This is a genomic window from Bifidobacterium sp. SO1 (assembly GCF_018555335.1).
In the GTDB taxonomy this organism is placed as follows: domain Bacteria; phylum Actinomycetota; class Actinomycetes; order Actinomycetales; family Bifidobacteriaceae; genus Bifidobacterium; species Bifidobacterium simiiventris.
In genome coordinates this window covers 1-13,381 of sequence record NZ_JAFEJR010000031.1, presented here as the reverse complement: position 1 = coordinate 13,381, position 13,381 = coordinate 1, and the positions used below count along the sequence as shown (strand labels likewise).

Sequence of the window (13,381 nt, the reverse complement as noted above, 5' to 3'; positions counted from 1 at the left end):
CTGGTCGATTATTGGTGCATGGGAAACCTGCGCATCAAACCCGAAGAAGAACTCGACGACATACTTCATTGACCCCTGAAGCTGGGGGTCTTTCAACGCTCTTCAATGACGGATAACAGCAAGGAAAAACGTCGATGGTGATTATTCGGAGGTTTGAGCACCGGGTGTTATTCCGGTAGAGCACTGGTGTTATTGCGGGACGGCACCGGTGTGCGTGGTGTCGGGCACCATCGGTGTCGTCCCTGTTCGTGGTGGCTGGCCGGTGGTTACTTGCCGGGGGTGTGTTCGCGCATGTTCCAGTCGCCGGTTTCTATCCAGGTGGTGTTGTGCACGATCCTGTCCATGATGGCGTCGGCGTGGGTGCCGCCGCCGAGCCGTTGGTGCCAGTCCTTCTGGGGGTATTGGGTGGCGAACAGGGTGCTGCCGGTGTCGTGGCGGCGTTCCATGAGCTCGAACAGGAAGGCGCGGAAGCGTTCCTCGGGCGGGTCGAACAGCCATTCGTCGAGCGCGAGGACCGTGTACGCGCTGTAGCGTTTGAGCAGTTTGGATCGTCCCTGGGGTTTGTCGGCGGCCTGCAGCCATTCCTCCTCGAGGTCGGGGATGCGGGTGTAGCGTGCGCGGTACCGGTTGCGGCACGCCTGTCGGGCCAGTGCGCAGATGATCCAGCTTTTGCCGGACCCGCAGTATCCCTGGGCGACGATGTTGCGGTGGCGCGCGACCCATGAGCAGTCCGCGAGCGAGGCGATCAGCTCGCGGCTGATGCCGCGTTCGTCGAGCATGTCGAGGGTGCGCAGGTCGGCCTGCGGGTAGCGCAGTCTCGCCCTTCTGGCCAGTCCGCCTATGCGTTTGTCCGTGAACGCGGCGTGCGCCTCGTCGACCGCGAGCCTGATGCGTTGTTCCGCGTTCAGCGCGGCGCATGCGTCGTCGTCCTGGTTCAGCAGCGCGTCGAGGAGCTCGGCGCAGCCCATGTCGCGCAACTGGTGACGGGTCTGTTCGTCGAGTCTCATCGCTCCGCCTCCCTCGCGTAGTAGTCGGCGCCGCGCACGTAGCCCGAAGTTCGTTCCACGTCGATGCCCGTGACCTTCGGGTTCTCGCCTTCCGTGACCTCGTGGTCCTGCCCGGTGTCGAGGATCGTCTTCAAGTGCCGGTATCGGGGTGTGTTCACGACCCGGCGCGCCACGTCGCACGCGTTCTCCAGCCGTTGCCGCCCGTAGCGTCGCGACAGTCTCAGGACCGCCAACGCCGGGTCGATGGCCTGATCGGGCGTGCCGGCCGATTGGAAGATGCGGGCGACGACGATGACGGTGTTCGGCCCGATCTGCGCGGCCCATGATCTGACCCGCCGTTCGTCCCATTCACGCCATCGCGTCTTTTCCGGCAGATCCGCGTCACGTGTGGAGGCGCGGTTGGCCTGGCCGGGTTCGAACAGAGGGTGGACGGCGACGCGTTCGCCGCCGTGCCATATTTCGAGCAGGCGGGCGGTCTCGCGCAGCTCCACGCTCCGGCCGGCCAGCCGGTGGGGTACGGAGTACCGGTTGCGTTTGTAGACGACGTGGCAGTCGTTGGCGACCTTTCTCCCCCCGACCCATTCGCCGGTCTCGTACGGCACGACCGGCAGCGGGATCATCGCCGGTTTCTCCTCCGCTTCGAACACGGTCAGTCGACTGCCCTCGCGTTTCTGGAACGGGGCCGTGTTGTACGCGTCGAGCCAGTCGCGGATCGCCCGGTTCAGCTCGTCGAGCGAACGGAACCCGCGGTCTCGCATCGCGCCGACGACGGCGCGTTCGGCGTGCAGGACGAGGTTCTCGCCGCTGGGCTTGTCCTTCGGTTTCCTCACCCTGCCCGGCAGCACGGCGGTGGAATAGTGTTCGGCGAGGTTGCGGTAATGGTCGTTCAACACGACCTCGCCCTCGCACGGATGGGAGGCCACGCCCGTTTTGAGGTTGTCGCACACGATCCTGGCCGGCACCGCGCCGAAATAGTCGAACATCAGCACATGGCAGTCCAGCCACGAGGATTCGCGCATGTCGCCGGTCGCGTGCACGAACGAGTAGCGGCTGAACGGCAGGCAGCCGACGAACAGATACGCCTTCCACGTCTCGCCGGTGACCGGGGCGTGGATCGGCACGGTCGCGCCGGCCCAGTCCACCTCTACCGTGCGGCCCGCCTTGCGCTCCACCCTCGAGGTCACGCCCAGACGCAGCGTGTAGTCCGCGTACAGCTTGCAGAACCGGTCGTAGCCCATGAACGGGACCCTCTTCGCCCGGTACGCGTCCATGTACTCCGCGTGCAGCAGCTTCAACGTGACGCCCACGCGCCCCAGTTCACGGTGCACATGCTCCCAGTCCGGCCGTTCGTACACGCTCTCGGCCACGCCGCGTCCCGGAAACAGCATCGAATACACCTCGCCGTCCGTTTTCCCCGCCACGTCCCCGTACGAGACGTGCAGTCGGTCTGCGGCGTCGAACACATCGATCACGCTGTGCTTCGACATGCCGTAGCCCATGGCTATCGCGTTGCGCGACAACCCCTGATCGCGAAGCCTGAGCACCAGCTTCGCCTTGATCCTGCGTACCATCGTTGGCACTCCTTCCATCCACGCGTCCATCACGTGGATGAAAGGAGCCTAACCCAACCGGTGCTGAACCACAATAACCGTGGTGTCGACCGCCAATAACTCTCCAATCCGTCAACGGTGCCGAACCGGAATAACCAACGTGCTCAGCAAATCAAATATTCAGTCGATGGAATTCGCAACCAGAGAGGCATTCGTGGAGTACATGCATCGAAACGGTCTGACCCCGCCAGACGAATTCATCCGATTGGGCATGGCCGTCGCCGCGAAACGTCACGCCGGCAATCAGATCATCGAAGATCGCAATAAGGAATGATGTCGACGCATCCCCGTCTGGATGAGGATATTCGAGAAAAAAGGGCGGGGATATACCCCGCCCGGGTCGAGGACCACCCGTCTCCGGCCAGCCCTTATGACGATCATAATAACGGGCTTTCCCGATGGAATCCAGTCGGCTTGCAAGAATCATTGGTCATCGGAGGCGTTGGATTCCATCCTCATCCACTCCGTACGGCATTGCATTGCGATCCGTGATATTCGCTCGTCCCGTTCCGTTTTGATCCGGTATTCCTCACGCATTCGCGCAAGCATCCGATCATCCGGTTTCCCCATGATCGACCCCTCCTGCAATGTGTTCGTCTTCGTCAGAGAGCGTAGCCGTCGCCGCAGGACGGGCATGCGCACGTCGAATCGTTCCGCCATCCGCTCCACGGTCATGTTCGACGATCGGAATCCCCGGATCATCCGCATGACGCTCACGCGTCTTATCCAGGGCGGTACGCAGACCCTGCATGTCATGGGTCAGCTTTGAAGGTTCGCTCACAGGCGGTCCTTCCCTCTGAACTGTTTTATGATTTCCGTACTTTTCCCTGTTTTCGAAAATAGACCGGAGATGCGAGCAATGTCAGGAATTATCGTCGGCCTTTCCGTCATTGTTCGCGCCGGTGGATGGGAACAGATATTTGGCGATCACGACGGCAATGCCGATCACTTCGACTGTCATTCCGCTGATATAGGCGATCAGAACGGCCGCCATCTCCCTGTAACCGCCGTACCGGAACAACGCCCAGACGGTCACGGTCGAAGCAATGATGCAGAACGAGGTTGCGAGAATTCCCCACCAGAGAAAGACAGAACGATAGCGGAGCGCATTGCGTGCCTCTTTGACCTTGGCGCGGCGAAGCTGACGATCCAGATCCTCCTGCATATCCGACAACGGAACATCCGTATCATATTCCGCAAGTCGCGTGTATTGCTCATCCGAATCAGGCATTCGTCTTCTCCAAGGAACGCAATCGTTGCTTCATGGCGGACACGCTCACATCGAACTTTTCCGCCATCTGCTCCACGGTCATATTTTCGTCCAGAAACTCCCTGATCTTGGATTCCGGCATCAGGAGAGCGCCGGCGAATTCGTCCGCGAAGAACTCGTGGGGGAAATAGTCGTCACGTCGGCCGTTTCGACGAATCTCACGTATTTCGCTGAACCCGAACTCATGATCGTCGGCTAGACGGGTACGTTCGATGTAGTGGCCCAGTTCGTGAGCGAACGTGAACCGGCGGCGGACGCGAGGCTCGAGCTCATCCACGTAGGCGCGGGCTTCCCTTTCGTTCTTCTTTTTGATCAACATCCCGGACAATCCGTCGGGAAGTTGTTCTCTGATGGGATTGACGTTCTCCAAACGGCAGAGACGTTCGATATCAATGGGGAGCGTCTGCTGATCCCAATACTCATCAAGAATGCTCTGAGCCTCCCGACGCGCATCCTGCCAAACATAACCCATGCCGAACACCTCCTTTACCTGCTTGATTCCAGAATACGCTGCTTCCATACATTGACGGTGAGCCGTGTCCTTTATTCACGGGTCACCGTATTCCCGGTCATCGATCGATGCCGAGAGGATGCCACCTGACTCGCCATCCGGACTGCTGCCGCCTGTCGGCGAACGTTCGCCCGTGCGCGTAGGCGGCCGACAGCATCCACGCCTCATTCAATCCCATACGGTTCCTGCTCCTTTCGTCAGATGATCAAGTCGAGCGTGATGATCGCCATCACCCAGACGAGCGCGATCACGATCGTCCACCGGTTCAGATTCCGTTCGGCCACGCCGCTGCTGCCCGCATTTTTGGGTGAGTCCGCCGCCGAACATGTCCGACAGGCCACCGCCCTTGCCTTTGTGCATGAGAATCAGCGTGGTCAGCAGGATGCCGCACAGGGCGGCGAGCAGCTTCAACGCGATCGAGAGAATAGCCAACATGTTCCTTCCCTTTGTTTTTCAGTGTCGTCTTCTCTTTTGCGGGGCCGATATTCTGTTAGATTTCTTCGGGAGAGCGATCACGTTCCAGCGAAAGTTGGATGACGAAATCGGTCGCATACCGTTCGCTGACGCGATCGATATCCCGAAGGGTCTTCAATCCGTCAATGTCCTCCAAATCGTCGGCCACGGCATCACATGCCGCAAGGGTTCGAAGAATGATCCTCCCACTGCGATAGTTCGCCTCACGAATCGTGGGCGCATCAAGGGAGAATTCCACGTACAAGCGATGCCCGGAATCAGCCAGCACGGATACGTCTCTGATCGTCTTCGCCTCCTTGAGCATCCGTTGGAATCGGGTGGCCTTCTCCACGAAATCGACGTCATCTTGTTTGGCTTGTTGGAGACTCCGGCCTTTAGGCCGGTGAGGAAAACAAGCCTCCCTCCTTTCACAGAATAGTATGGTATAATGTGAGCTATGGCTAAGCGTAGGGAATTTCAACGGGCCTACCGGTTCCGTTTCTACCCGACGCCGGAACAGGAGAACCTGTTGCGGCGTACGCTCGGCTGTGCGCGTCTCGTGTACAACAAGGCGTTGGAGGCCCGGTCGAAGGCGTGGACCGAGGAGCGTCGCAACGTGACCTACGGTGATACGAGCGCGTTGTTGACCGGTTGGAAGAAGACCGACGAATACTCGTATCTCAACGAAGTGTCCTGCGTCCCGTTGCAACAGGCGTTGCGGCATTTGCAGAAGGCGTTCAGCGGGTTCTTCAAACAGGTCTCCGACTATCCGACGTTCAAGAAGAAGTCGCATGGCGGCAGCGCGGAATACACGCGCAGCGCGTTCGACTGGGACGGTCGGAACCTGTATTTGGCGAAGATGCGCGAACCGTTGCCTATCCGCTGGTCGCGTACCCTGCCGAAGGGCGCGGTGCCGTCCACGGTCACCGTGTCGTTGGATGCGGCCGGACGCTGGCATGTGAGCCTGCTCGTCAAGGAGACGATCCGACGGTTGCGCAGACGCTCCCAAGCGGTCGGATTGGATTTGGGTGTGGACTCGTTCGCGGTCGCCAGCAATGGCGAGACCGTCGCCAATCCGCGTCATCTGAAACGGAATCTCGAACGGCTGGCGAAAGCCCAGCAATCGTTGTCGCGCAAGCAGAAAGGATCGAACAACTATCGAAAAGCCCGGTTGAAGGTCGCACGCATCCAAGCCCATGTCACGGACTCGCGCCGTGACTTCCTGCACAAGCTGTCCACGAGGATCATCCGCGAAAACCAAACGATCGTCCTCGAGGATCTTGCAGTCGGGAATCTGAGCCGACGTTGCGAGCCGAAACCTGATCCGGAGCATCCCGGCCAATACCTGTCCAACGGCCAGTCCGCGAAAACCGGGTTGAACCGTAGCATCATGGACGCCGGATGGCGTGAATTCCGCCTGATGCTCGAATACAAGGCGGAATGGTACGGGCGGCAACTGATCATCCTCGACCGGTATTATCCCAGCACCCAACTGTGCTCCCACTGCGGGTCGAAGACCGGTCCGAAAACACTTGATGTCAGGGTATGGACGTGCCCGGACTGCCACACGTCGCATGACCGCGACCTGAACGCAGCCGAAAACATCCTCGCCGCAGGACTTGCGGTCAGCGTCTGCAAGGACGGCAGAATCAAAGACGGTCTCTCGCAAGAGTAGTTCTTCTTTCTTTTCGTCGAACGAACAGAAACCTCCGGGATGCGAGTCCCGGAATCTCCCGCCTTCAGGCGGGAGAGAAGTCAATGCTCGCCCTAAGCATGAACGAGGTCTTCAACCGATACCATCTCATAATCCTTCAAAACATGACCGCAATCGATTCAACCAAGCAATGCGATGATGACGGACACGACCGGCACGACCGTCATACCGACGATCACCGGCACAGCGATCAACGTCTTCCAACATCTCATCCTTCACCCCGGCAATCCGAGAACAACCAGAATCAGAGGCGACGGCAATACGCACAATACGGCGCTCACAGACAGGATCACGGCCGCAGTGCGGACAATGGTTCTCAACATCGTCTTCCCGTCTTTTAGAACGCATCTCCGCCGATGACATCGATCATCCAAAGGCGAATGACCAGGAATCCGCCGACCATGAGAATCGATCCCATGATGATCCGCATCACCAACGACCGGCCCATCGAAAACCTCCCGGACATGGAATCCATTCCGTTCAGCCGAACACGAACAGGACGAGCTTGCCCAGGCCGAAGTCCATGCCGGTGACCAGACACATGAGCAGGCCGACGAACACGAACACAGCCACGCTCCACCCCGCCAGTTCACGTACGGTGGGCGTGACCGTCTTACGAAGCTCACTGAACGTCTGAAGCAGATACATGCCGATGGCGAGAAACGGTTTCGATAAGGTCTTCACGATGATCCTTCTATGCGATTTGTGGACTACGACCGATTCTCGCATGCGTCAACGGCTGGGATGGGTGCGGGTTGAAAAATGACTGTTTCATTTCCGTGTTCACGATCCGAAAACGAGTTGCCCCCGACTGGCGCGCGGCATAGCATTGTAATCGAAGATCAGAGCATCCCCGTCCGTCTTCCCATGAGGAATCCAGCATGGTATAACTTAACGGCCGTCATATAGCGCGAGATGACGTGGAAGGCAACTTCCGAACGCGCGTAGTCCCTGCCGGGGGACGAAAAAGTCAAGTCAAGGGGTCGGCTTGATAGCCGGATGGCGTACCTTAGCGTACGAGTAGGTCGTTCGCCGCGACCATAAACGGATTCAGGATGCCGGTCGGCCTGCGGGTCGTCGGCATCCTGAGTTTTTTGACGAAAATACCTGCTTTAAGCCTATCGGCTAATTGAAGGATGCAGACAGTTCCTGCGTGCGATCCACGCCAGAGAAATACCGGGAGTGGGTGTGCTTCACCGATTCAAGAGAGTCCGACATGATGATGGCAGTCTCCCAAATGGGATCAGGTTTACCCATATACTTGCGGAAACCCTTATCATTCATCGCATCATCCGCCTTATCAAACACCTTCACAAACCGGTCGCCGTTACGACGGTTATAGCGAATCAATACTCCCACCATGATGGCCTCCTTTCACATCCGATTCTATTCCAAGGTCGCCAGCCCCTCGTAATGATTCTCGAATCATTTTCAATCCTTGGACATATTGATTCCGCGCATTGGCAAGTGTGGAGGCGCTGCTGATGGTCAGTCGCATTCGTTCCGTCTCCTCCAAAGCACTGATGCCTTGGGATATCCCCAATAGGATATTTGTCAGGCCGTGGTCGTCGGCTTCCGGTTCCCCGTCGTAGCGAATGGCTCGTCCCACACGATCGCCTAGCTCCTCAAAGCAGTTGGCCCATAGATCCTGCATGAGTGTTCTGACTTGGATCTCCGCGAAGACGCCATTCAATCTGAGAATCACATGTACCGCACGATAGCCGCTGTGCGGATTCCGCCGAATATCGGATACGGTTGCATGATCTTCGCCAAAATGATCCACAATGCGTTCCACGATTCGATCCTGCGTATCCAGTGTCATATCGGCGGCGAAACGCGCTCCCATTAGATCATGAATACTGGTGATCTGCATATTAGGCAGACGGATCAGCTTATCCCTCAACGTGGTGACCGTTTTCACTCGGGAAGATAAATGTACTTCAGACAGATCCAAGCCGGTCAGATCTATATCGCCTATGGTTGTGGTGATTACGGACAGGGCTTGGAAATACCAGTAATACAAGTCCATGTAGGACAGGCTTTCAGTCTCCTCTCCTCCGGTGACAATCACATTACGCAATGCCTTCAGCTTGGATTTGCTCCACGGCTTTGGAGGGAAAACCAATTCCTGCATGACACTCCTTTCGTTGGAAGGATTGTGGGAATCATCATAGTCATGCGTCCGCATTTTTATTTCAGTTCAACAGGCTTGCGTCGATGATCTGGAAGTTCGCGCGATGCACGTACAGGGCTTTCCCGTCGATCTGGATTTTCGTCGTCTTCGGCAGATCGTCGCGCACCTCCCAGTACACTTCGTCGCCCTGATAGGCTTCGATCGGATCGCCCAACTGGCTTTTGATGAGGACGATGCGTTTCTTGCCGAACAGGTTCCTGAACCTGTTGAGCGGCTTCGCCACAAGCGTGTTGTCGGTCCAGTCCTTCGACCTGCTGGCGATTTCCGTCTTCTCCTTCGCGTAATCCTTCACGGGCTGCAACCCGTCCTCGTTGAAGATCAGCGTGTCCCCGGCGGATTCGATCTCCTTGCCGTCCATGGTGATCGTGACGACCGCGCTCAATGACGTGCTCGTGGAACCGTCGCTCGACGCGGAGTCCTTGACCTTGTTGCCGCTCATGCCGACCTTCGTCCCATGCGCCGTCAGGGTTTCGTTCCCGCTGTTGTCGAACGCGGTCATGGTGAACGCCTGACCGACCAGCTGTCCCTTCACGTCACCCCAAATGGATGAGAATGCGGCGCAGGATGCCAATGGGACGATCATCGCCATCGTGAGCAGGATGCCCGTGATTCTTCCAATGGTTTTCCTCATGATTGTTCTCCTTGCAGTTCCGGATCGTGCAATAGCGTGTTCATCGCATTGGCGAGCATCGGGTCAAGCCGGTCCCGCCACGGTTCAAGATTCGTCAGGATCATCTTCAGATACCCGTTGACGAGGATCGTCAGGCCGGCCCGCACACCGTCATGCTCCAATGCCTTGCCAAAATCGCGTTTCAGCCCGTCCGGGTCGAGTCCGATCATGACGATCGTGTCGTCGGACGTGCTGGCGGGCGGGAAATCATGGCTGACCTTGAGCAGGGAGACGGTGGGAATGACCGGGATCGCGGCCGGGGTTGAATCCGGGCGCATCATGCGGACCATCGGGAGGATCGCGCCCATCATGCCGGCCGCCTTCCCGTCCGTGATGTCGATCATGTGGAAGCCGACGGATGTCCTGCCGGTCGATGTCTTCTCGCGCGTCTGGTAGGCGATGGTCATGGTCCCGTCCGGGTCGATCATCCGGTCGGGTAGTCGGTCGGCGTATTCAAGTGACACGTAGGTCGTTCCGTTGGACATTGGTTTTGCGCTCCTTAGATCAGATCCCAGATTGACGGATCGTCCGCCGGCTCCACCGTCATGGGTAGTGGATATTTGTACGGATCGGCTGCCATGCGGCGAACCCGGTCGGCGAGCTGTTCCTTTGTCGCATCCCGAACCCAGTCGGGAGCCGCCAGCATTCGCCCATCCACGAGGAACGACGTCAGATACCCCGCCTCATCCCTGTCCAGGCCGAGTGATTTCGCATACGGGATCATGTACTTCGACCGGAACTCCCCCATGTCGTCGAATATCCATTCGCATGCCTTGAACGGGTTCAGATCCGCCGGATCATCCGACCCGTCGAAGCCGACGGTCAAAGCGATCCTCGAATACACCGTATGCGCGAGCATCGCATCCTGAACCGTCACCCGGTCGGGCATCCACACCGTCTTCCACAGGGTCGGGCGCAGCCACGTGGAGAGGATAGCATCCGGCTCATCCGGCGGATACACGGTCGGATGATCGTACGCCTTGAACAATGCTTCGACGCACTCCTCGTGGAACGGCTGCACCGAATCATGACCTTGAGGGCCGCAGTAGCCGCATCCGTCGTGATCGCCCCACCGCCAGTCGATCCACGGCATGTCCGGCTCCAACGGCTGTCCGCACAGGCGGCATGTGGTGGTCGGAGCCGATGCCTTGCACGGATCATCATCCTCGTACACGGTCACTCCTCCTCATCCTCGTCAGGTTCAATCTCCGGCTGCGAGTAGTCGTCCTCCAACGGCATCCGATCCGCCAGATCCGGTTCATCGTCGGCGGGAGCGCCTTCAGTCGGCCACACCTTGAACGCGCGATACTCGTACGGGAAATCACCGGACAGATAGCCGCCACAGCCGGCGGCACGGAACGCCTCATCCTCACGCTTCGACAATCGATCCGCGAACCGATCCGCCTTCCCGCCGTCACGGAACCAGATCAGCGTGCCATCGGGACGACGCAACGGCTCATCACTCCAGACGGGTTCGCTGTAGTCGCCGAAGCCACCATCCTGACCGTAGCCGCCCCTGATGATCCAATACGGTTCTCTCATATCATTCTCCTCTTCCTTGTAAGGGAATCATGCGTCCGTCAGATCCCCACCGATTCTCGTTCTTCGACCCATCCCTTCGTATCAGGGTCGAATGCGAATACCATATCGCTCTATGATCCATATCGATGCGGCAACCCATCTGCGTTATGCGACGATTCTGACGAACGCCGGCTACACCTTCCAGCCCTTCACCGAGGAATGGCATGAACAGGTATATTCCCTGTTCAAAACATATATTCGAAGGTTCGCCTCTTCGTTTCGCGAGGAGGAAGGCATCGTCTGCGTGGATGCCAAGGGAACGCTTGCGGGAGCACTGACCTATACGGTCAGAGAACTCGATTACGGTCGGATTGCATATATTCACGATCTTGCCGTCAAAACCGCCTATCGCAATCAGGGTATTGGCACGGTCATGCTGAACATGCTTGCGGGCCGATGCAACGAGCATGGGGTTCTTCGGATCATCGGCAACTGCCACAAGGATCTTCGCCCCTATTATCGGAGGATCGGCTATCGTACGTTTCCGGCAAAGATTCCGATCGTGATACCGGAGGATCCGACAGGGACTCTAAACATTTGTAGGGATCGATATTACAGCTGCTGGATGTGGAATCCAGCCTGATGATACGTCCCCCGGTTTTCTCGACCATAGCGCGGAAGGATTCGTCATCGTTCGGACTATAGGCGATGATCCGCCTTCCCCTTGAATCAGACCGTTTCATGATCCCGCATCCCCTTTCTTATGATCGCGGACGATCAGCACGACCCAGCCGAACATTGGGAGCACCCGGTATTCGCCGGAAGCGGTCAATGCGTCCGCCAGCTTCTCCGCCTCCGGCGAATACTCGGCTTCCTCGCATTCTTGTCCCAGCCGACCGGAACCACCGCCTTCTTCAGCAATCCGTAGTGGGCCTTCTTCCACGCCCAGCTTATGATCGCGCCGAACAGGTTCGACGCCAGCCACAATAGGAGCACGCCGAACGCGATGGCGAATGGCGTGAGTGCGCCTAGCCAATACCCGTTCACGATCCCATTCGCCTCACATGTTCTATCAGCGTCCTGTCATGCTCCAGCATCATCGCATCGAAGTCGGCGAGCGCCCGTTCGTACACGGTCTTCTCCTCTTCGCCGTTGTCGTACGCGTCGGCCTCGTAGACCGCGTGTTCTGCGAACCATTGGCGAGCCTTGGACAACGGCATGGTATCCCGCCCCGATTCGGGTGCGGATTTGCCTTGCATGAGAGCGTTGGCTACGGCGAGATACCGGCAGCGTTCCAATCCTGCGATCAGCCGGTCGACCTCCTTGACGGGAAGGTTGATCACGTGCGGATCATCGTCCTCGTCGTAGGCGAACGACAGTTGCACGGTCGGCTGGTTGTATACGTCGATGGCGACCTCGCCTTCGCAGTCTTCGATATGCCAGTAGGGTACGGTCATGGATGGTTCCTTTCCGTTTGGAGTATGCGTCCCGGATGATGGATATCCATCTTTGGGGGAACAGCCTCCGCGATATGTTGGGGGTTATGGAGTCGAAGCCTGAATATGATAAGAGACTGATCGGTTATGCATTCCTGCCAATGGAGGAAGTGGATAGAAGCGACTATGAGTCGCTTCTTAAAAGGAATCTTCCCGAAGTCGCACCCGGTCGGAACAAACCGCTTCATGGAATCAAGGTGCTGACATCGACCGGCGTCATGTGCGCCGCGATCCGGACACTGGCCCGCCTTGATTACGGTCATGTCATTCTCTACATCAAAGCCCTGATTGTGGATGCGCCGTATCGGAATCATGGGATCGGTTCTGCTCTACTGGGTCTGCTGGATCGGGTTGCTCCCCTTGAAACGGAGCTGATTGCCGGCACGTGTTCTGATGAGAAGGCTGCGTTCTATCAGAGGAATGGTTTCGTCGTTGAAGATTCGGGAAAATCTCTGCCCCTGAAAGATGCCATGATTCTGGTCCCAGCCGATTCATCCTTTCCACGATGGTTTCATCGTCGGCCATTTGCGGGATGACGGGATCGAATGGATCGTCATCGGCTGTCGGATCATAATAGATAATGGGTATTTGTTTGTCGGCCATGTTTGCTTCCTTCCTTATTGGAATCGAACCCCGAATCTGCTGATCAGCTCCGGCAGATCGTCCGTCACGAAAACCAGAATGATGCCGGTCAATCCGGCGATCGTGAACGTCGAATACGTGAAAGCCACTGCCATCCACAGCCAGACCGGCAGACCGGGGATGATCAGGCAGAGTTTGCAGATGATGCCGCATGCGAGCGCCGTGAATGGCGGAATGTAGCGTTTCGGCATCGGCTACTCCTCCGATCGGGTGAGTTCGCGGATGAATTCGCCGAAATCCTCTTCGACCACATGCGTATCCGTCACACCGCTCTTCGTACGATACGTGATGTA

Annotated in this window: 19 protein-coding genes and 1 pseudogene; 4 read left to right on the top strand and 16 right to left on the bottom strand. The window is 57.9% G+C overall.

Features of this window, described 5'->3' with window-relative positions; all coding sequences use genetic code 11:
• Window positions 1-266 precede the first annotated feature (266 nt).
• Both JS541_RS14290 and istA read right to left on the bottom strand, forming a co-directional pair.
• Window positions 267-1,007, bottom strand: a complete 741-nt coding sequence (locus JS541_RS14290; protein WP_214375158.1) for an ATP-binding protein — start codon at window positions 1,005-1,007, stop codon at window positions 267-269.
• Complete coding sequence (gene istA / locus JS541_RS14285; RefSeq protein WP_214375157.1) at window positions 1,004-2,578, bottom strand: IS21 family transposase; 1,575 nt, start codon at window positions 2,576-2,578, stop codon at window positions 1,004-1,006. The genes JS541_RS14290 and istA overlap by 4 nt, the downstream gene beginning before the upstream one ends.
• A gap of 673 nt (window positions 2,579-3,251) precedes the next feature.
• Between istA and JS541_RS15035 the strand changes: the two genes are divergently transcribed.
• Window positions 3,252-3,386: a hypothetical protein gene (locus JS541_RS15035; protein ID WP_276310695.1), complete on the top strand. Its 135-nt coding sequence runs from the start codon at window positions 3,252-3,254 to the stop codon at window positions 3,384-3,386.
• A 93-nt stretch (window positions 3,387-3,479) separates the two neighbouring features.
• Here JS541_RS15035 and JS541_RS14280 read toward each other — a convergent pair whose 3' ends face one another.
• The 4 genes and pseudogenes from JS541_RS14280 to JS541_RS14265 all read right to left on the bottom strand — a co-directional run bounded on the left by JS541_RS14280 (window position 3,480) and on the right by JS541_RS14265 (window position 5,203).
• Window positions 3,480-3,848, bottom strand: coding sequence for a hypothetical protein (locus JS541_RS14280; RefSeq protein WP_214375156.1), 369 nt, complete (start codon window positions 3,846-3,848; stop codon window positions 3,480-3,482).
• Complete coding sequence (locus tag JS541_RS14275; protein WP_214375155.1) at window positions 3,841-4,359, bottom strand: ImmA/IrrE family metallo-endopeptidase; 519 nt, start codon at window positions 4,357-4,359, stop codon at window positions 3,841-3,843. The genes JS541_RS14280 and JS541_RS14275 overlap by 8 nt, the downstream gene beginning before the upstream one ends.
• A gap of 236 nt (window positions 4,360-4,595) precedes the next feature.
• A pseudogene (gene secG, locus JS541_RS14270) lies at window positions 4,596-4,833 on the bottom strand (preprotein translocase subunit SecG).
• 55 nt (window positions 4,834-4,888) lie between these two features.
• Window positions 4,889-5,203 carry a hypothetical protein gene (locus JS541_RS14265; protein WP_214375154.1) on the bottom strand — a complete coding sequence of 105 codons (315 nt, stop codon included), beginning with the start codon at window positions 5,201-5,203 and terminating at the stop codon, window positions 4,889-4,891.
• 105 nt (window positions 5,204-5,308) lie between these two features.
• Between JS541_RS14265 and JS541_RS14260 the strand changes: the two genes are divergently transcribed.
• Window positions 5,309-6,526 (top strand): RNA-guided endonuclease TnpB family protein, encoded by a 1,218-nt coding sequence (locus tag JS541_RS14260; protein WP_214375153.1) that lies wholly within the window; start codon window positions 5,309-5,311, stop codon window positions 6,524-6,526.
• 519 nt (window positions 6,527-7,045) lie between these two features.
• Here JS541_RS14260 and secE read toward each other — a convergent pair.
• The 7 genes from secE to JS541_RS14225 all read right to left on the bottom strand — a co-directional run bounded on the left by secE (window position 7,046) and on the right by JS541_RS14225 (window position 10,971).
• On the bottom strand, window positions 7,046-7,213 hold the full coding sequence (gene secE, locus JS541_RS14255; RefSeq protein WP_240539392.1) for a preprotein translocase subunit SecE: 168 nt from the start codon (window positions 7,211-7,213) through the stop codon (window positions 7,046-7,048).
• Between the two features lie 477 nt (window positions 7,214-7,690).
• Window positions 7,691-7,927, bottom strand: a complete 237-nt coding sequence (locus tag JS541_RS14250; protein ID WP_214375151.1) for a hypothetical protein — start codon at window positions 7,925-7,927, stop codon at window positions 7,691-7,693.
• On the bottom strand, window positions 7,902-8,699 hold the full coding sequence (locus JS541_RS14245) for a hypothetical protein (protein WP_214375150.1): 798 nt from the start codon (window positions 8,697-8,699) through the stop codon (window positions 7,902-7,904). The genes JS541_RS14250 and JS541_RS14245 overlap by 26 nt, the downstream gene beginning before the upstream one ends.
• A 61-nt stretch (window positions 8,700-8,760) precedes the next feature.
• Window positions 8,761-9,390 carry a DUF5052 family protein gene (locus JS541_RS14240; RefSeq protein WP_214375149.1) on the bottom strand — a complete coding sequence of 210 codons (630 nt, stop codon included), beginning with the start codon at window positions 9,388-9,390 and terminating at the stop codon, window positions 8,761-8,763.
• Window positions 9,387-9,914, bottom strand: a complete 528-nt coding sequence (locus JS541_RS14235; protein WP_214375148.1) for a hypothetical protein — start codon at window positions 9,912-9,914, stop codon at window positions 9,387-9,389. The genes JS541_RS14240 and JS541_RS14235 overlap by 4 nt, the downstream gene beginning before the upstream one ends.
• 14 nt (window positions 9,915-9,928) lie before the next feature.
• Window positions 9,929-10,609 carry a hypothetical protein gene (locus JS541_RS14230; RefSeq protein WP_214375147.1) on the bottom strand — a complete coding sequence of 227 codons (681 nt, stop codon included), beginning with the start codon at window positions 10,607-10,609 and terminating at the stop codon, window positions 9,929-9,931.
• A complete protein-coding gene (locus tag JS541_RS14225) occupies window positions 10,606-10,971 on the bottom strand; it encodes a hypothetical protein (RefSeq protein ID WP_214375146.1) in 366 nt (121 codons plus the stop codon). Before JS541_RS14225 ends, JS541_RS14230 begins: the two co-directional genes overlap by 4 nt.
• 112 nt (window positions 10,972-11,083) lie before the next feature.
• Here JS541_RS14225 and JS541_RS14220 point away from each other — a divergent pair, with 112 nt between their 5' ends.
• A complete protein-coding gene (locus JS541_RS14220) occupies window positions 11,084-11,593 on the top strand; it encodes a GNAT family N-acetyltransferase (RefSeq protein ID WP_214375145.1) in 510 nt (169 codons plus the stop codon).
• 185 nt (window positions 11,594-11,778) lie between these two features.
• On the opposite strand, the gene JS541_RS14960 is transcribed toward JS541_RS14220, so the two are convergent.
• A complete protein-coding gene (locus JS541_RS14960; protein WP_240539391.1) occupies window positions 11,779-11,997 on the bottom strand; it encodes a hypothetical protein in 219 nt (72 codons plus the stop codon).
• Window positions 11,994-12,407, bottom strand: coding sequence for a hypothetical protein (locus tag JS541_RS14210; RefSeq protein ID WP_214375144.1), 414 nt, complete (start codon window positions 12,405-12,407; stop codon window positions 11,994-11,996). The genes JS541_RS14960 and JS541_RS14210 overlap by 4 nt, the downstream gene beginning before the upstream one ends.
• 35 nt (window positions 12,408-12,442) lie before the next feature.
• Here JS541_RS14210 and JS541_RS14205 point away from each other — a divergent pair, with 35 nt between their 5' ends.
• Window positions 12,443-12,982, top strand: a complete 540-nt coding sequence (locus JS541_RS14205; protein ID WP_214375143.1) for a GNAT family N-acetyltransferase — start codon at window positions 12,443-12,445, stop codon at window positions 12,980-12,982.
• Between the two features lie 81 nt (window positions 12,983-13,063).
• Here JS541_RS14205 and JS541_RS14200 read toward each other — a convergent pair whose 3' ends face one another.
• A complete protein-coding gene (locus JS541_RS14200) occupies window positions 13,064-13,279 on the bottom strand; it encodes a hypothetical protein (RefSeq protein ID WP_214375142.1) in 216 nt (71 codons plus the stop codon).
• Window positions 13,280-13,381: the final 102 nt, after the last annotated feature.